The sequence below is a fragment of the Solibacillus sp. NPDC093137 genome (genome assembly GCF_050280445.1).
GTDB classification, from domain to species: domain Bacteria; phylum Bacillota; class Bacilli; order Bacillales_A; family Planococcaceae; genus Solibacillus; species Solibacillus isronensis_B.
In genome coordinates this window covers 1-16314 of sequence record NZ_JBNNVH010000009.1, presented here as the reverse complement: position 1 = coordinate 16314, position 16314 = coordinate 1, and the positions used below count along the sequence as shown (strand labels likewise).

17 protein-coding genes are annotated in these 16314 nt (G+C 39.3%); 7 read left to right on the top strand and 10 right to left on the bottom strand.

Going from position 1 to position 16314, the window contains the following annotated elements; translation table 11 throughout:
* Positions 1 to 84: 84 nt before the first annotated feature.
* The 4 genes from ACQKN3_RS19005 to crcB (ACQKN3_RS18990) form a co-directional block, all read right to left on the bottom strand.
* Positions 85 to 540 carry a general stress protein gene (locus tag ACQKN3_RS19005; protein ID WP_251691466.1) on the bottom strand — a complete coding sequence of 152 codons (456 nt, stop codon included), beginning with the start codon at positions 538 to 540 and terminating at the stop codon, positions 85 to 87.
* Positions 541 to 696: 156 nt separating this feature from the next.
* Positions 697 to 1146, bottom strand: a complete 450-nt coding sequence (locus ACQKN3_RS19000; protein ID WP_251691468.1) for a general stress protein — start codon at positions 1144 to 1146, stop codon at positions 697 to 699.
* 109 nt (positions 1147 to 1255) lie between these two features.
* Positions 1256 to 1618 (bottom strand): fluoride efflux transporter CrcB, encoded by a 363-nt coding sequence (gene crcB, locus ACQKN3_RS18995; RefSeq protein ID WP_427714035.1) that lies wholly within the window; start codon positions 1616 to 1618, stop codon positions 1256 to 1258.
* Positions 1615 to 2001 carry a fluoride efflux transporter CrcB gene (gene crcB / locus ACQKN3_RS18990; RefSeq protein ID WP_427714157.1) on the bottom strand — a complete coding sequence of 129 codons (387 nt, stop codon included), beginning with the start codon at positions 1999 to 2001 and terminating at the stop codon, positions 1615 to 1617. Before crcB (ACQKN3_RS18990) ends, crcB (ACQKN3_RS18995) begins: the two co-directional genes overlap by 4 nt.
* 280 nt (positions 2002 to 2281) lie before the next feature.
* Here crcB (ACQKN3_RS18990) and ACQKN3_RS18985 point away from each other — a divergent pair, with 280 nt between their 5' ends.
* The 3 genes from ACQKN3_RS18985 to ACQKN3_RS18975 all read left to right on the top strand — a co-directional run bounded on the left by ACQKN3_RS18985 (position 2282) and on the right by ACQKN3_RS18975 (position 5994).
* Complete coding sequence (locus tag ACQKN3_RS18985; protein WP_427714033.1) at positions 2282 to 2905, top strand: LysE/ArgO family amino acid transporter; 624 nt, start codon at positions 2282 to 2284, stop codon at positions 2903 to 2905.
* 510 nt (positions 2906 to 3415) lie between these two features.
* Positions 3416 to 4831, top strand: coding sequence for a purine-cytosine permease family protein (locus ACQKN3_RS18980; protein WP_079523275.1), 1416 nt, complete (start codon positions 3416 to 3418; stop codon positions 4829 to 4831).
* A 221-nt stretch (positions 4832 to 5052) separates the two neighbouring features.
* Positions 5053 to 5994 carry a sensor domain-containing diguanylate cyclase gene (locus tag ACQKN3_RS18975; RefSeq protein ID WP_427714031.1) on the top strand — a complete coding sequence of 314 codons (942 nt, stop codon included), beginning with the start codon at positions 5053 to 5055 and terminating at the stop codon, positions 5992 to 5994.
* A 107-nt stretch (positions 5995 to 6101) separates the two neighbouring features.
* Here the strand turns inward: ACQKN3_RS18975 and ACQKN3_RS18970 are convergent, their stop codons facing one another.
* On the bottom strand, positions 6102 to 6713 hold the full coding sequence (locus tag ACQKN3_RS18970) for a TetR/AcrR family transcriptional regulator (RefSeq protein WP_251691476.1): 612 nt from the start codon (positions 6711 to 6713) through the stop codon (positions 6102 to 6104).
* Positions 6714 to 6913: 200 nt separating this feature from the next.
* Between ACQKN3_RS18970 and ACQKN3_RS18965 the strand changes: the two genes are divergently transcribed.
* Positions 6914 to 7651 (top strand): SDR family NAD(P)-dependent oxidoreductase, encoded by a 738-nt coding sequence (locus ACQKN3_RS18965; RefSeq protein WP_079523281.1) that lies wholly within the window; start codon positions 6914 to 6916, stop codon positions 7649 to 7651.
* 199 nt (positions 7652 to 7850) lie between these two features.
* On the top strand, positions 7851 to 9245 hold the full coding sequence (gene dacB, locus ACQKN3_RS18960) for a D-alanyl-D-alanine carboxypeptidase/D-alanyl-D-alanine endopeptidase (protein WP_427714029.1): 1395 nt from the start codon (positions 7851 to 7853) through the stop codon (positions 9243 to 9245).
* A gap of 61 nt (positions 9246 to 9306) precedes the next feature.
* On the opposite strand, the gene ACQKN3_RS18955 is transcribed toward dacB, so the two are convergent.
* Entirely contained in the window at positions 9307 to 9891 is a 585-nt protein-coding gene (locus ACQKN3_RS18955) for a helix-turn-helix domain-containing protein (RefSeq protein WP_427714027.1), read from the bottom strand.
* Positions 9892 to 10082: 191 nt separating this feature from the next.
* Here ACQKN3_RS18955 and ACQKN3_RS18950 point away from each other — a divergent pair, with 191 nt between their 5' ends.
* Positions 10083 to 10589 carry a GNAT family N-acetyltransferase gene (locus ACQKN3_RS18950; protein ID WP_079523284.1) on the top strand — a complete coding sequence of 169 codons (507 nt, stop codon included), beginning with the start codon at positions 10083 to 10085 and terminating at the stop codon, positions 10587 to 10589.
* A gap of 207 nt (positions 10590 to 10796) precedes the next feature.
* Here ACQKN3_RS18950 and ACQKN3_RS18945 read toward each other — a convergent pair whose 3' ends face one another.
* Genes ACQKN3_RS18945 through ACQKN3_RS18935 form a run of 3 tightly spaced genes read right to left on the bottom strand, consistent with a single transcriptional unit; the run spans position 10797 to position 13305 of the window.
* Positions 10797 to 11591 carry an ABC transporter permease gene (locus tag ACQKN3_RS18945; protein WP_427714025.1) on the bottom strand — a complete coding sequence of 265 codons (795 nt, stop codon included), beginning with the start codon at positions 11589 to 11591 and terminating at the stop codon, positions 10797 to 10799.
* The gene (locus ACQKN3_RS18940; RefSeq protein WP_427714022.1) at positions 11581 to 12327 is read right to left on the bottom strand and encodes an ABC transporter ATP-binding protein; all 747 of its coding nucleotides are present in this window, start codon (positions 12325 to 12327) and stop codon (positions 11581 to 11583) included. The genes ACQKN3_RS18945 and ACQKN3_RS18940 overlap by 11 nt, the downstream gene beginning before the upstream one ends.
* On the bottom strand, positions 12328 to 13305 hold the full coding sequence (locus ACQKN3_RS18935) for an ABC transporter substrate-binding protein (RefSeq protein ID WP_427714019.1): 978 nt from the start codon (positions 13303 to 13305) through the stop codon (positions 12328 to 12330).
* Positions 13306 to 13444: 139 nt separating this feature from the next.
* Between ACQKN3_RS18935 and ACQKN3_RS18930 the strand changes: the two genes are divergently transcribed.
* Complete coding sequence (locus ACQKN3_RS18930) at positions 13445 to 14059, top strand: NUDIX hydrolase (protein ID WP_079523288.1); 615 nt, start codon at positions 13445 to 13447, stop codon at positions 14057 to 14059.
* Between the two features lie 418 nt (positions 14060 to 14477).
* Here the strand turns inward: ACQKN3_RS18930 and ACQKN3_RS18925 are convergent, their stop codons facing one another.
* Positions 14478 to 15965 carry a carboxypeptidase M32 gene (locus ACQKN3_RS18925; protein ID WP_427714015.1) on the bottom strand — a complete coding sequence of 496 codons (1488 nt, stop codon included), beginning with the start codon at positions 15963 to 15965 and terminating at the stop codon, positions 14478 to 14480.
* Between the last annotated feature and the right edge of the window lie 349 nt (positions 15966 to 16314).

Below are 16314 nucleotides of genomic sequence, written 5' to 3'. Positions count from 1 at the left end.
GCAAGAGGGAAAATGAATCATAAAAGGCTGTTAAAAAAAGCAGGAAAGCCATCCCGATACATAGGATGGCCAAATTTCTTTTATTTATAAAATGGTGCCTGAACCGCGTTTATCTTCTGCCACCATGATTAAAATCTTGCCGGCTTCAAATTGTTCGTTGTAGCGCTCTGCCTCGTCTTCCGGAATACCCATCCCGACTAAAGCACCGACGATTCCGCCGACCATTACACCGGTAGCTAATCCGGTTAACCCAGCAGCGATTGGTCCGGCAGCAACAACAGGTCCGATACCTGGAATCGCAAGTGCACCAAGTCCGACGATAACACCGCCGAGTCCGCCTAATGTTCCGCCGGCAGCAACACCTGTAATTGCGCCTTCCATGGCATTTGCGCCGGTTTCATTGGAGATTGCATCTACATCCGATACGTTTTTACTGATGATTGAAATATCCTGTGCACTGTATCCTTGTTGCTTTAACTCTTCAACGGCTTTAATTGCTTCTGCTTCTGTATCATAATATCCTACGACATGTTTTGCCATTTCTCTCATCCTCTCAAATCTCTTTTCACATATTAAAATTTACCCTGGAGGAATATTTGTAAACATGAGGAAACAGGGAAGGGAGAAACCTGCCTCCTGTAGGAACAAAAAAAGAAAGCCATCCTGATGAATTCAGAATGACTTTCTACAGTTTTATTATAAAAGTGTTGTACGTGAGTTTTCGTCTACCATAATTAAAATTTTACCAGATTCAAATTGTTCGTTGTAACGATTTGCTTCATCTTCTGGAATCCCCATTCCGATAAGAGCACCCGTCAAGCCACCGACACCAGCACCAGCTGCCGCGCCTGTAATACCGGCAACAATTGGACCTGCTCCGACAATAGGACCGATCCCTGGAATCACCAATGCGCCAAGACCTGCAAGTACGCCGCCAATTCCGCCTAATGCACCGCCCGCAGCTGCGCCTGTAGCTGCACCTTCTGCAACGTTTGCACCTGTTTCATCGGAAATTGTATCAACATCCGATTGGCTTTTACTGATAACTGAAATATCTTCAGTACGGTAACCTTGTCGTTTTAAATCCTCGATTGCATCAATTGCCTCTGCTTCTGTATCATAATAACCCACAATATGTTTTACCATTTCTATCATCCTCCTTATCTGAATGTTGCACAATGTAAATTTACCCGTGTCATTTGATTGTAAACATAGCACGTTAAGACCGATGCTGATTAGAGAGGAGACGAAAACATTAGGATAAATATAATTTTGCTACCCAAAAGCCGGCAAAAGCAAAGGATAGGCCGACCATATATGTGAGTAAAGAATAGAGTACAAATTGCTTCCATTGTTTTGCATGGACAAGTGTCAGACTTTCCAATTTGAAAGTAGAGAATGTAGTGAAAGCTCCTAAAAATCCGATACTCAAAATAAGGTTTGCATTTATATGAAGATGCATATTAACCAAAAATCCCAATGCAAACGAGCCGAGCATATTTACCGTAAAAGTGCCAAGGTGAACAAATCGGTTTGTATGATTGAGCCGCTTAGAAATAAAAGCGCGTAAAATGGCTCCGAAAAATCCGCCAACTGCCACTAACAAGAAATTCGTCATACTGGTTCTTCCCTTTCCGAAAGGCTTTTTCCAATCTTCATGCCAAACGCAACAAAAATTAATCCGAAGATGGCACTAATGAAAATATAAAGGATGGCGGAAAGATAAAAGTGATGCAGCAGCAGCTGGATAACTTCGACACTGAACGTGGAAAAAGTTGTAAATGAGCCGATTAAACCGATTTTGAATGCTGATAAATAATCAGGGTTTGCTGAAATTTTTAGTTCAAGACCGGAAGAGAGCATCCCTAAAAGAAAGCAGCCTGCCAAATTCACTGCAACCGTCGCAAAAGGGAAGGCAGTGATCTCGTTTGTTAACAAAAGCAGGGATACGCTATATCTTAATGCCGCTCCAATTGCACCGCCGATTCCTATTAAAATCATTTGCAAATTCAGTAACCTCCCTTAAATAAAACAGACTCCCGCCAGTTCACTAAACTGACAGGAGTCATTCGTCTATAGGCGGTTTAGGGCGAACTTTATCGCCTATCATGTTCTATTTACTACATTAATTTATCAATTAATGGTAAGTCAAGATACTCGTAAAAAACGCTAGGTACTTCCGTAAATGGATATCACGGAGTATGCCTCAATCTCTTTTATAAGGGGAGACAAATCGTTCCTTCATCGTTATTCTTAAATAATGGAAATAGGAGGAATAAGCGTGCAACCATTAATTCATGGAATCCTATTGGCATTTGGCTTAATTTTGCCATTAGGTGTTCAAAACGTATTTATTTTTAATCAAGGTGCCACACACCGGAAATTTACGAAAGCATTGCCTGCAATAGTAACAGCAGGAATCTGTGATACGATTTTAATTTATTTGGCGGTAGCGGGAGTATCGGTGATTGTTTTTAGTTTTGAATGGTTGAAAATAACACTGTTTTTAGCGGGATTCTTTTTCTTGGCGTATATGGGATGGGTGATATGGAAAGACAACCCTACGATAAATGCAAAGCGGGACCAAAAGGGATTTTCAGCTCGACGCCAAATAACATTTGCTGCATCCGTGTCGCTACTTAATCCTCATGCTATTTTGGATACAATCGGGGTAATCGGAACAAGTTCATTAGCTTATACAGGTTATGACAAATGGATGTTTACAGTAGCCTGCATAGTCGTATCATGGGTTTGGTTTCTGTCACTTGCCATTGTCGGGAGAAAGATTGGACAAATTGACAGTAACGGAAAATTCTTAAATTATCTTAATAAAATATCGGCGGTAATTATTTGGATAATGTCGCTGTATATGGGCTATCAGTTTTATGCATTGCTGGGTGAATAGGAAAGACGACGGAACCATTAGCAGGCTAACAATAACGAATAATATTGTGTTAGGGAAATTATACTCTTACCGGGATGCTATAAATGCATCTATAAACTTAGAAACCAATAACTCCAAACAGTCATTTTGCGGTAAGTGTAAAAGAATAGGTAGAATAAACAGATGGTCATATTGGCTATAATAAGTACTCGTAAAACAAGGGAATTTTATGTTTTTCGAGCTTTTTTATTGTCTGGAAAATGGTGGAGTTATTGAGGGACTAAAGAACGACTTAGACTGAGAAAGCAAATAATTGCGTTAAATTATGTTAAAATATTTAATGGAGCTATTTAACTTACGCTCACGACTGTCTGCGCGGTAAAAAAATCATTTCTTTTTTTGTTTCTGAATTGAAGGGATCAATTGCAGATGATTTACCGTAACCGCCCTTTCCCTTAAAAAGATCCATCCACCTCTAATAAAAGTTCCTTTGAAACAAAAGAAGTATAAGTACAGAAAGGATTTGATTGAATGAGATCTGAGATTACTGCAGATCAAAATTTAAGAGAACGAAACTTATATCAAGAAGAAGCAACTAGTGACTATACTTTTGACCGAGTTCCGCGTGAAGAGCGCAAAATGGGCTGGTTAAGTATCACAAATATAACGTTTGGCATCGCAACTGCCATCTTCTATTTCCAGATGGGGAGCGTTATGGCACTACAATTCGGAGCGGTCAATGCGCTCATCTCAGCTGGTTATGCCATCATTGTCGCTGGTATTCTTGGAAGCATCATAGTTTATTTATCGGCAAAGTCCGGCATGAACGTCAACTTATTATCCCGCGGAGGATTCGGTTATATCGGAGCCTCATTAACCTCATTAATTTACGCATCAAACTTTATTATGTATTGTGCATTTGAAGGTATGATTCTAGTCGCTGCAGTTCATGCATTCTTCCCGGCGATTCCGATCTGGCTTTTAATTGTATTCTTTGGTTCCTTAGTAATTCCGTTAAACTGGTTTGGCATTAAACAATTGGACAAACTTCAAAAGTGGTCATTGCCTATTTTTGGGTTCTTCCTCATTACGGCCATTGTTATTGCTTTCAATACCCCATCACTTAACTCCGGAAATTTCTGGACCTATATGCCTGAGGGTGTTCAAATAGGTGGTACGGCATTGCTGTTATGTATCGGAATGCAACATGGTATCATGGGACTTACGGCTTTAATTGCCTCGGATTATGCACGATTCCTGAAACCGAAAGATTTGAAAGTCGGTTCAATTGCAATCGGATTTATTCCGCAAATCTTCTGTTTTGGTGTAATGGGTGGCCTTGGCATTTGGTTCGGTGTAAAATTCGCCGAAGCTAATCCCGGCGTTTATATCGTGACATTATTAGGGCTCGGTGGTGTCGTATTCACGGTACTGACACAGGTTCGAATTAATATAACGAATATTTACAGCAGCTCACTTTCCCTCTCGAACTTTTTTGAAAACATGTTTGGTTTTACACCAGGACGCCGTTTTTGGGTAGTAGTAGGCGGTGTCATTGCGATGATCTTGATGCTTGGTGGTATTGTCGATCATCTTCAAATTGCGATGACATTCCAAGGTGTAGCACTGATGAGCTGGGCAGCAGTTCTCGTAACGGAAGCACTCGTGCTCAAAAAATGGCTGAAAATCGGCACACGCTATTACGAATCCAGACAGGAAAACCTGTTTAAATGGAATCCGGTTGGTGTCATTGCTTTAATTGTCCCAACTATAATCGGTACAATTGCAGCGCTCGGATATATGGGCACTTTCCTGCAAAATACTGCCGCCTTTTTCGCAGCCCTTATGGCAGCAATTCTGACTGTCATTTTAGGGTTGGCGACAAAAGGGCGATACTATAGCAAGAAAGAAGCGAATGATATTCCGAAAGAGGATTGGATTGGTTAAAAAATTTGAGCCGTACTTACCGTTTTAATGGGAGTACGGTTTTTATTATTTAAGGTGTTAGGGAGTAGTGTTTAACGGTGAAATATAGTGATTTTACTCTTCAGAAAAATACCAAAAAGTACTTGTTATTAGGGAATTTAATATATACAATCAAATTATAATTATAGTAAAATAATACTATTGGGGCTATTGGAGAGTTAAATTGAAAGCGGGTCATTTTTATGAGTATTGTTGTAGGAGGTATATTAATTTGCCTCATCGTATTATGTATACGTCTGCACAATGAAAAGGCGAAGTTGCAACAAAAAATAAATTTATTTAAACCAATGATTGAAACGACTGAAGGCATCCGGGATATGTTATATTACTGTGAAGTTTACCCGAAACTAAAATATCTTTATTTAAGCCCAAGTATAGACAGTAATTTAGGGCCAAATTCGCTGGAAAAACATTTAAATAATCCGGATATGATTTTTGATATTGTTCACCCTGATGACCACGATATTTTAAGGAAGAAACAATTGGGAACACTTAATTTCGATAAACCGATAACAGTAAGGTTTAAAAACCATTTAGGAGAATACATTTGGTTTGAAGAATATGCTACACCTGTCTACAAAGATGGGAAAGTGATGGCAGTGCAAGGCGTGTACAGAAACGTACATAGTCAATATATTTTGCAGGAGCAGCTGGAATACAAATCGACTCATGATGGATTAACAGGTTTGTACAATAGAGAGTATTTTCAATTGAAAAAGAAAGAATTTAATGAAATTGCAATCCCTATATCTGTAATTGTCGCAGACTTAGATGACTTGAAAGAAATTAATGACGAATATGGCCATCAAATGGGAGACCGGTTAATTATTGCAGCAGCCGATTGCTTAAAAAAATTTGCAGACGAAGAAATGATTGTTGCAAGAGTTGGCGGAGATGAATTCATAGTTTTGATGCCGCATAAAGATAACTTTGAAGTTGAACAATATATAGAAAATGTATGCTCTAAAATGAGGGAATTTTCTAACACCTTACCATTCTCGCCTATCCACATTTCAATTGGATATGAATATTCACCTTCTTCATATGGCGTAATGAGACAACTGCTTAATAAAGCCGATCAGAAAATGTATAAAAATAAAAAGATGAAGAAGGTGTTGATCTGAAACAGATAAACTTTATGGCTTACATATAATATATTTTTAAACTAACCTTGTGACGGGGTTAGTTTTTCTTTTTGCCCCAGACACATGGTTAAAGCTCAATAATAGTTTTATTTGTTTTGTTTCCCCACAAACTTCAGTGAATAAATATGTGTTTGAGATAAAGCAATGACTTCTTCGATAAAATCTTCTTTGGATTCTTTGAAATTGCTGTTAATCCAATTTTGTATAAGCCCGTAAAATCCATAAGCCGTATATCTTTTAAAGTAATCCATGTTTACTGGGATATTATTGAGTGTTTGAAATATGAACTGTTCCCCGTAAATTTTTAATATTGTTTGAGGAAATCTTATATGGAAGCCTGCTAATGTATCGTCGTATTTAATGAGTTCAAAAAAATTCCGGTTATCATATATGTAAGAAATAATATTAAAAGATGGGGCACTTAATTTTGTCGTATATATTTTTTGACCAGGAGTGTACGGTTTTCCGGCCGATTCTTCTAAACCAGCAAGCATTGTTTCAAGCAATTCTTCTGCCAGTTGGATTTTATCTTGGTAATGCACATAAAACGTACTGCGATTGTATGATGCTTGATCGACAATATCCTTTACGGTAATGGCATGGTAACCCTTCTTTTTAATAAGCTCAATTAAAGCTAATTTAAAATGTTCTTTTGTTCGATTTTTTCGCTTGGATGTATCAATTTGATTATTTTCCATCGTTACTCCTCCATCTGAAAAAGACAAAATATTAGTAAGTGTCTACTAATTATACATTTTACAATATTTTAATGATTGTTGAACTTATAGAAGTTGTTAAAATTAAATTGTAGAACAATGACACTTATTTCTGTTATTTTGTTTAATTTAACTTAAATATGTGCATTTTTAATGAAGCGATATACTAGGAGGAATAAAAGATGGGTAAATTACAAGGTAAAGTAGCAGTCATCACAGGTGGGGCATCAGGTATTGGTGCAGCTACAGCAAAATTATTTGTCTCTGAAGGTGCTAAAGTAGTACTAGTTGATTTAAATGAAGAAAAGGGTAAAGCTTTCGAAGCGGAATTGAAAGCGCTTAACGCGGACGCATTATTTGTTAAAGCAAATATTACAAGTGAAGAAGAAGTAGCAAATATATTCAAACAGACAATTGAAGCATTTGGCAAAGTAGACATAGTATTTAACAATGCAGGCATTGGCCGCGTTTTCCCTTCACATGAACTGGAATATTCGGAGTGGCGCAACACAGTCAATGTTGACTTAGATGGTGTTTTCCTAGTAGCCCGTGAAGCTATCCGTGAAATGCTGAAATCTGGCGGAGGGTCAATCATCAATACCGCTTCTATGTACGGCTGGGTTGGTTCACCAGGATCGGCAGCATACAATGCAGCAAAAGGTGGGGTTATTAACTTAACACGCTCACTTGCACTTGAATATGCAGAGCAAAATATTCGTGTGAACTCACTATGCCCAGGCTTCATTGACACACCGATTATTCCGGAAGAAAGCAAACAGGCATTAGCTTCAATGACACCAATGAAACGTCTTGGACAAGCAGAAGAAATGGCAAAAGCTGTATTATTTATGGCAAGTGACGATTCTTCATTCATGACTGGCAACAGCTTAACAGTTGATGGTGGATATACAGCCCAATAATTTTAGATTCAAAGCGCACTTTCAATTTGGAAGTGCGTTTTTTATGTGTTTGCTGTTTTTATTAGAACAGTTGAGTGGGATATTAGAACAATTTCATTTATATTAGAAAGTCTCGTCCGCTTCAATTCCTGCTAACCGTAACTAAATATTTCTGTTAGAATAAATTTACAGTAAATTCTAACAATTTAGGGGGCTTAGTATGGAGGAGATTCAAGAGAAGAACTTAAATGGCGATGCAGTTACGAAATTGGACGAAATAGTGGAAACAATTTTAGGGGGAGATAAGGCCACTTTTACGCTGCGTGACCGGACATCTGGGGAGATTCTTTATACATACCGAGGGGATCATTTAATGCGTCCTGCATCCAACATGAAAATTCTTACAGGGGCAGCTGCAATTTCGGAGCTTGGACTGGACTATCGATTTAAAACAGAAATTTTTATCGACGGAAATGTTGAGGACCACACGTTAAACGGGGATATTTACGTGAAGGGTTACGGTGATCCGACAATAAATGAAGCAACACTTAAGCATTTTGCGGAAGTTTTAAGGGAAAAAGGCATCCATCAGGTGAAGGGTAAGCTAATCGGGGATGATACATATTTCTCGGGTGATACATTGCCACCGGGTGTTGATGATGAAGGGGAAACCCATTATTACGGGGCCCGTATTTCGCCCATTACGATGTCACCGAATGAAGATTTTGATGCGAGCACAATTATTGTGGAAGCAACTGCAGGGAATGTCGGAGAAAAGCCGAGTTTTAACGTCATCCCGCATTTAAGTGGTATGCAACTTTCTAATGAAGCAAAATCAGTAGACAAAAGTGCTGAAAACACATTGGAAATCCACCGCATTAATAATACAAGTCAAATTATGATTACAGGTGAAATACCGGAAGGAGAAACGGCGAAAGTTTGGGTGTCCCACCAGGACCCTACGAAAAACACGCTGCTGTTTTTCAAAGAACTATGCAAAGATGCAGGCATCCGTTTTGAACAGGAAGAAAGCATTGATAGCGGCATAACGCCAAACCATGCAAAACTAATACACACGCATAAGTCTCGTTCAATCGCGGAGATGTTTTCAATTTTTATGAAACTAAGCAATAACAGCATCGCCGATATTTTCCTGAAAACGATGGGGAAACAAAAGCATGGAATAGGCGATTACGTGCATGGCCTAAAAGTAGTGCGCGCTTATTTGGAAAAGCAGCAAATTGATTTTGCGACATGGCAATTTGCTGATGGTTCGGGCTTATCACATCATAACCGTCTGCACTCAAATGGTATATCCGAGCTGTTGTATGTGCTGCAAAAAGAACCGTATTTCCAGAACTTTTACGAATCACTTCCAGTTGGAGGGAATATAAACAGACTAGTAGGCGGAACATTAAAAGACCGCTTTTTAGAGCCGGAACTGCAACAGCGAATATTCGCTAAAACAGGCTATATTCATGAAGTGAATACATTATCAGGCTATGTAACAGGAAAAAGCGGGAGAGACTACATTTTCTCGATTATGCTTGAAGGAAGGGAAGAGGGGATTCCGTTTTTGGATGAAGGGGTGAAGGCGATTATTGAGGTAGTATAAAAAACAAACAGTCTCCAATTATTAGCTGTTGTCTAATAGTTGGAGACTGTTTATTAAGGCATTAAATATACTGATAAAATAATCCGTCACGAGTGTCAAACCAAATTAGTTTCCCGTGTTTTTTACGAGGAATCGTTGCCTGCAAAGCCCATTCAGGGAACTGCTTGTACAATTGAATCTGATCACCTGTTGCCAGTGCGATAAATGATACGTAATGGTCTTTCGTCATTGGGTGGTCTGCAGAAATGGACCATTGCATATCGATTTCTTCTACACTTAGTTTTTGTTCGTCCGTAGCTTTTACAGCAGTTAATGGCTCTAATTTCCGTCCGCAGCACGAAACTGTAAAATTTCCTGTTGCTAAACCGATATTCGAACAGCTTGGACATACATAATAGCTTGAATTTTTCATATTACCTCCTACGAAAGCGTTTTGATTTATTTCACCTGTCAGTAAATTTTCTATTGGAATATCGAAGAGGGCAGCGAGCTGAGGGAGAAGTGTAATGTCAGGACATCCGATCCCTCTTTCCCATTTTGAAATGGTGCGGTCTGATAAAAACAGTGCATCTGCTACTTGTTTTTGTGTCATCCCTTTTCCCTTACGCAATGTATAAATTAATTGGCCAATTTTTTCATTATCCATTCGTTTCCCTCCTACTGTATTTAGCATAAAAGGATTGAAGTCGATTCGCAACAAACGGAACGTAGAGTTGGAATATGTTAAATGGTATTTTGATACGCTGCTTCCAAATTTAATTACAACCGGGAGGCTCCAAAAGGAATTTCTCCTTTTGGTATAGTAATGAGAGAAACAATATAAAGGGGCTTGAACAAATGAAAATTAGAGAAATGAAGCAAGAGGAAATTCAGGCAGTGCGTGTATTGCGTGTAAAAGGATATGGGGAATACGAACAGCACGTTTCACCAGAACACTGGGGTGTATTAAAAACCAGTCTGCTTTCGGATAACGACATTAAAAATAATGCCCAGATTTTCGTGGCCGAAACCGATGGAGCTATTGTCGGCAGCATCGTATTATTTCCTGCCTCCACTCAGGCCTATGACTGGACGGATGATGTGCAGGAATTTCCAGAGATTCGCATGCTTTCTGTAGATCCTGATATTAGGGGGAAAGGCATCGGTCGGGCGTTAGTTGTTCATTGCCTAGAATTAGCGAAAGCAACAGGTTCCGAACAGATCGGACTCCATACAGCTTCATTCATGACAAAAGCATCTGCTCTTTATGAAAGTATGGGCTTCCAACGTGTTCCAGAACGCGACTTGGAACCTTTGAATGACGGAATCATTGTGAAAGGCTATCAGCTCAACCTTCTTAGCTAATTGATTCAGTGGTGCGAATGGATTTTCCAATTCAATCTACATCAATTAGTGCCTCGCATGGGTATGTTAACCGCCAAGGGAAAAAATATAAATTCCAAGTAGAGGTTTTCGTCACTCCCTCCATATAAAAGCAAAAAAACATCCACTTTTCTCCCAGAGAAAATGGATGTTTTTCAATTTGCCCCGGCGACTTCTTCAACTCACTAATCACTGCTTTTCCAATACCTTTCGTTCAATCAGTTCAACGCCTTTATACATAATCGTTGCCAATACAATAATGATGAGAAGCGCCAAGAATACTAACGTAAAGTTAAACACTTGGAACCCGGAAATAATCAGATAACCAAGACCGCTTGATGATACTAAAAACTCTCCGACAATAACCCCAACCCATGACAAGCCGACATTCACCTTTAAAGTAGAGATAATCGTCGGGGTGGAGGCAGGAAGAATAACATGCCGGAATGTTTCATATTTGGATGCCCGGAAAAGCTGCATTACCTTAATATAGTTTACGTTTACTTGCTGAAAAGCTGAAAAAATAACGATGGTCGAAATAATAACTGAAATGAGCACACCCATTACTAGAACTGCAAGCATATTCGGTCCGAAAACAACGAGAATCATCGGTCCGATCGCTACTTTAGGCATTGCATTTAATACGACAAGATAGGGGTCCATTACATTTGCAAATGTTTTGGAAGACCATAAGGAAATCGCGAGCAATGTCCCAAGAAGAGTCCCTAATATAAAGCCGACAACGGTTTCGAACAATGTAATCGCAATATGCGGGAATAAGGTGCCGTCCGTAATTTTTGTGATAAATAGGCTCCCAACCGCACGTGGACTACTGAAAATGAGCGGATCCAGTATGCGGAAATGTGTCGTAATCTCCCAAAATAGAAGAAGACCAACAAGGAGCAGTATTTGGAAAGAGAAAATTTTGCGTTTTTCACGTCGCCGTTTCTCATTATATTGCTGCTGCAGCTGTTCAATATTCATCCGAATCAAGCTCCTTCCATATTTCCTGGAATAGTACTTGGAAAGCAGGGGCATTTCTTGCTTCGAATGGTGTCAGTTCACGAACTTCCTGTGGAATGATGAAGCTTTTCACGATAGTCCCCGGACGAGGGCTAAAGATAAATACTTTATCACTCATCGCGATGGCTTCGCTAATATCATGCGTTACTAAAATAGTAGTCGTTGAAAATTGTTTCAATGTATCCGATACAAAGTTTTCAAGTGATAGTTTGGATCGGAAATCGAGTGCAGAAAACGGTTCATCAAGCAAAAGTAATGTTGGCTTCACGGCGAGTGTACGGGCAAGCGCAATACGTTGGCGCATTCCCCCTGAAAGCTGCGGCGGATAAAGCTTTTTCGTATGGGCCAATTCGAATTGTTCGAGCAATTCATCAACAATCGAGTGATCTTCTTCTTTTTTTAACAGTTTCAAACCAAGTGCGACATTGTCTTCGATTGTTTTCCATGGGAACAAAAAATCCTGCTGAAGCATATAGCCGATTTCAACATCCGATTCAGCAAAATCAATCGAACCGGTTGTTGGTTTCAATAAGCCTGCCAGTAAAGAGAGCAGTGTGGATTTCCCACAGCCGCTCGGACCTAAAAAGGAGACAAATTCTCCTGAATTAACTGTAAAATTTACATCTTCAAGAGCTGTTGAGACTTGCTGTTCTTTAAAGAAATGATGGGTAACATTTTTCACTTCCAAATAAGTCATTTACTTCACAACCGCATCTGCAAATGACCGGTTTACTAAATCTTTGTATGCTGGCTCAAACTCCAGTACGCCTGCTTCGGTCATTACATCAAGTAGATTTTGGAATTCCTCTTCATCGATAATCGGATCTTTTGCAAAAGACTCCTGATCACGGTAACGCGTCACAACCTGCTCAATAATTTTTTGGTCTGTATCTTCAAAGTAAGGAGCAATCGCTTTTGCCACGTCAGCACTCGATGCTTCGTAAACCCACTTTTGTGCTTTATAAAGGGCCTTCGTAAAGCTATCCATCATTTCTTTTTCAGAGAATGTACTTTCTTTCGCCATAAATACCGTATATGGAATGGCGCCAAGCTCTTCGCCGAATGAAGCGACGATTTTTCCGATACCTTGCTGTTCAAAAATACTTGCAGTCGGTTCGAAAAGTTGTACATAATCACCTGTACCTGAAGCAAAGGCGTTCGCAATATTAGCAAAGTCGATATTTTGAATCAAAGTTAAATCGTTTTGTGGATCAATCCCTTGTTTTTTCAGCACAAATTCGCCGGCCATTTGCGGCATTCCACCAACACGCTGACCTAAAAATGTGCTGCCTTTTAAACCATCCCAGCTAAAGTCAACATTCTGATCACGCGCGACTAAAAATGTTCCGTCTGTTTGCGTAAGCTGTGCAAAGTTAATTACTTTATCGTTCGGATTTTGCCCTGATACATAAACCGACGTTTCAGCTCCAATTAAGGCAATATCAATGCCATCCGATAAAAGCGCGGTCATCGTTTTGTCTCCACCAGGGATAGTTGACAGTTGAATCGATAAACCTTCATCTACAAAAAAGCCTTCTTCAATCGCTGCATAAAGAGGAGCGTAGAAAATAGAACGGGTTACTTCGCCTACTTTTACTTCCTGTAAATCCTTCTGTCCACAGCCGACCAACAACAATAAAAGCCCAACGAAAAGGGCGGTTCTAAGCCATTTCATTTGGTCATCCTTTTCTCTAATAGTGTTGTTGTATCGTATGCAGTAAAGGGGTGAGAGGTGTTACTTCCATATTTCCATTTCACCATGCAAGGCGGTCATGGTACGATAAAGATAACTATTTAGTAAGGTGGAGAATGTTATGGATTTAAATCATCTGAAAGGACAGCTTGCAAAACCGCAGCCTCTGTTTTTAGGGGAAGACACTGCTTTTCGGTCGGCCGTGCTCATCCCGCTTGTAAAAAAACAGGGTGAGTGGCATATTTTGTTTGAGGTGCGTGCGTTAACAATGCGCAAACAACCTGGCGATATTAGCTTTCCGGGCGGTAAAATTGATGAGACAGATGAATCGCCGCTCGCTGCAGCGCTTCGGGAAACACATGAAGAGCTCGGTATCGATCAACAGTCGATTGAACTAATAGGCAATCTCAGTCCATTTGTTATATCACCGGCTTTTGTTGTCTATCCGTTCATCGGGATCATCGAGCAGTCGGAACTGAATACATTTAATAAGGATGAAGTCGAAGAACTGTTTACAGTCCCGTTAAACTGGTTGCTGACGCATGAGCCGTATGTGCATTATGTTCCGGTTGAACCGAAACCTCCGATTGATTTTCCGTATGATAAAATTGCGAACGGTGAAAATTACGAATGGCGTTCAAGCCGGATGGAAGAATGGTTTTATGAATATGGAAAGTACACAATTTGGGGTTTAACCGCACGATTGTTAAAGCACTTTATTGAAAAATTAAAATAAAAAAATTAGGCGTCTTTCTATTACCGGGGAGACGCCTTTTCCTTTGATTGCCTTAGATCATTAATAGTTTTGATGAGGCGGGAAAATATATAAATCCTATGTTAAAATCAGTGTATTGTTCTAATATTGACACGTAGAAAATGAAGAATCGTATATAGCTTAAATAAAGCGGTACAAAGAACAGAGAATCATAACAAACATAGAATCAGGAGGCATTTATGAAAGGGAAAAAGATGTTATATATAGGAGTTGTAGTGGCGATTGTGATTGCTACAGCTTTAGATATTGCGTTTAAAGGATTAGGTTATCAACTGCTGCAAAAAATAATTTCATAAGTCCGTAGTCACCCGTCGCATATAAAAAGCGGCGGGTTTTAATAAAAAAAGCAAACCTTTTTAAGAAAGGCTTGCTTGAAAATCTACAAATTATAAAGCTGCGTATATTTATTCAGTAAGTAGTCGGCCAAATACTTTGCGGAAAGCGGTTCTCCGGTACCTTCCAATATTAACTCATTCGGTTTCTTCAATGCACCGAATTGATGGACTTTATTCGTTAGCCAATCTTTAATAGGTGCTAATTCTCCCCGTTCGCAAAGCTCATCGAAGTTCGGAATGTCCTGATCCATTGCAAATTTCCATTGCGCAGCATACATGAAACCTAGCGCATAGCTTGGGAAGTAGCCAAAGCTGCCGTCACTCCAGTGCATATCCTGCAGTACACCTTCTGCATCATTTTGCGGACGTATCCCTAAATATTCTTCGTATTTTTCATTCCAAACGCGCGGCAAATCTTCCGCCTGTAAATCTCCATTGAAAATCTCTCGCTCAATTTCATAGCGGATCATTATATGAAGCGGATAAGTAAGCTCGTCTGCCTCAATACGTATTAACGAAGGCTCTGAGAAATTGATTGCCTTTAAAAATGCTTCTGCCGGTACGTCCCCAAATTGTTCAGGAGAATGCTTTTGTAAAATAGCGTAATGATGTTTCCAGAAGCTTTCATTTCGTCCGATAATGTTTTCATAAAATAAAGATTGAGATTCATGAATTCCCATCGAAGCACCTGTAGATAATGGCAGGCCGTTTAATGAGGCATCAATATTTTGCTCGTATAAAGCATGTCCACATTCATGAATCGTACCAAAAACAGCGGAACGGAAATCATTTTCATCATACTTTGTTGTAATCCGGATATCTCCGCTGTTTAAACCGATCATGAATGGATGAACCGTCTCATCTAACCGACCTGCTTCAAAGTCGTAGCCAAGCTGCTTCAGCAATTCCAGTGAAGCTGCATGTTGTCCGTTTTTCGGGAAGCGTTTAAATAATAGGGAAGTGTCCGGTTTGTTTTTAGATTCACTGATTGCCTTTACTAAAGGAACGATTGTAGCCTTCAGCTCACCAAATAACTCGTCAAGCTTATCCGTCGTCATATTTGGTTCATATTTATCCAATAGTGTATTATAGGCAGAACCGTTTTTAATACCCCAGTACTGAACAAACCGTTTCTGATAATCGATTACTTCTTTTAAGTACGGTAAGAAAATCTGGAAATCTGATTTTTCCTTTGCCTTTTCCCATGCTGCTTCCGATTTCGCTTTTAAAATTGTGTAAGCTTTAAATTCCTCAGCCGGTATCTTTTTAGACTCGTCATATTCTTTCGTAACTTCTTCATAAAGACGCTGTGTCACAAAGTCCAAATTTTCATTTTGAAGCGCAGACAGTATTTTCCCCAGTTCGTCACTCGTTTGGAGAGCAAATAATTCTGCAGACAATGTTCCGATCACTTCCGCACGTTGCTCCAACCCTTTTCGGGGAGCCCCTGTACGCATATCCCAATAAATAACGGAAAGCGCCTCTGAATAGTTTTGCATTTTCTTCACATAATTAATAAAAGTTTGTTGCATAATAGGTTACTCACTCCTTTCACATTTTATTATATAGTACTTGAAATCTGTTTTTTTAGTATAAAATATAAAATAATTTTCAAAGGATATATAAATAAGTAGAAACTAATAACAAAAAAAATAGTGAAAAAAAGTTTTTAAAAACTGTTGACGGTTTATCAAAAGGAGTGTAATATTCTAATAGTCGTCAGCAACGAGCTGATAACAAACGAGAAAATGAACCTTGAAAACTGAACAAGCAACGTTAATGAAATAAGCTTCTTAAATGAAGCAAACAATAGATTTCAACTTCTAACGAAGTTGGATCGCTAGCAAAGCAAATGAGCTTTCAAACTACTTTTATGGAGAG

What these genes read in the sequence shown, in the direction of transcription:
- ACQKN3_RS18975 (WP_427714031.1), top strand. Translation starts at nt 5,053, where the DNA reads ATGAGTATTGTTGTAGGAGGTATATTAATTTGCCTCATCGTATTATGT.
- ACQKN3_RS18970 (WP_251691476.1), bottom strand. Translation starts at nt 6,713, where the DNA reads ATGGAAAATAATCAAATTGATACATCCAAGCGAAAAAATCGAACAAAA.
- ACQKN3_RS18945 (WP_427714025.1), bottom strand. Translation starts at nt 11,591, where the DNA reads ATGAATATTGAACAGCTGCAGCAGCAATATAATGAGAAACGGCGACGT.
- ACQKN3_RS18955 (WP_427714027.1), bottom strand. Translation starts at nt 9,891, where the DNA reads ATGGATAATGAAAAAATTGGCCAATTAATTTATACATTGCGTAAGGGA.
- ACQKN3_RS18930 (WP_079523288.1), top strand. Translation starts at nt 13,445, where the DNA reads ATGGATTTAAATCATCTGAAAGGACAGCTTGCAAAACCGCAGCCTCTG.
- ACQKN3_RS18940 (WP_427714022.1), bottom strand. Translation starts at nt 12,327, where the DNA reads ATGACTTATTTGGAAGTGAAAAATGTTACCCATCATTTCTTTAAAGAA.
- ACQKN3_RS19000 (WP_251691468.1), bottom strand. Translation starts at nt 1,146, where the DNA reads ATGGTAAAACATATTGTGGGTTATTATGATACAGAAGCAGAGGCAATT.
- ACQKN3_RS18980 (WP_079523275.1), top strand. Translation starts at nt 3,416, where the DNA reads ATGAGATCTGAGATTACTGCAGATCAAAATTTAAGAGAACGAAACTTA.
- ACQKN3_RS18950 (WP_079523284.1), top strand. Translation starts at nt 10,083, where the DNA reads ATGAAAATTAGAGAAATGAAGCAAGAGGAAATTCAGGCAGTGCGTGTA.
- dacB (WP_427714029.1), top strand. Translation starts at nt 7,851, where the DNA reads ATGGAGGAGATTCAAGAGAAGAACTTAAATGGCGATGCAGTTACGAAA.
- crcB (WP_427714035.1), bottom strand. Translation starts at nt 1,618, where the DNA reads ATGACGAATTTCTTGTTAGTGGCAGTTGGCGGATTTTTCGGAGCCATT.
- ACQKN3_RS18935 (WP_427714019.1), bottom strand. Translation starts at nt 13,305, where the DNA reads ATGAAATGGCTTAGAACCGCCCTTTTCGTTGGGCTTTTATTGTTGTTG.
- ACQKN3_RS18925 (WP_427714015.1), bottom strand. Translation starts at nt 15,965, where the DNA reads ATGCAACAAACTTTTATTAATTATGTGAAGAAAATGCAAAACTATTCA.
- ACQKN3_RS19005 (WP_251691466.1), bottom strand. Translation starts at nt 540, where the DNA reads ATGGCAAAACATGTCGTAGGATATTATGATACAGAAGCAGAAGCAATT.
- ACQKN3_RS18965 (WP_079523281.1), top strand. Translation starts at nt 6,914, where the DNA reads ATGGGTAAATTACAAGGTAAAGTAGCAGTCATCACAGGTGGGGCATCA.
- crcB (WP_427714157.1), bottom strand. Translation starts at nt 2,001, where the DNA reads ATGATTTTAATAGGAATCGGCGGTGCAATTGGAGCGGCATTAAGATAT.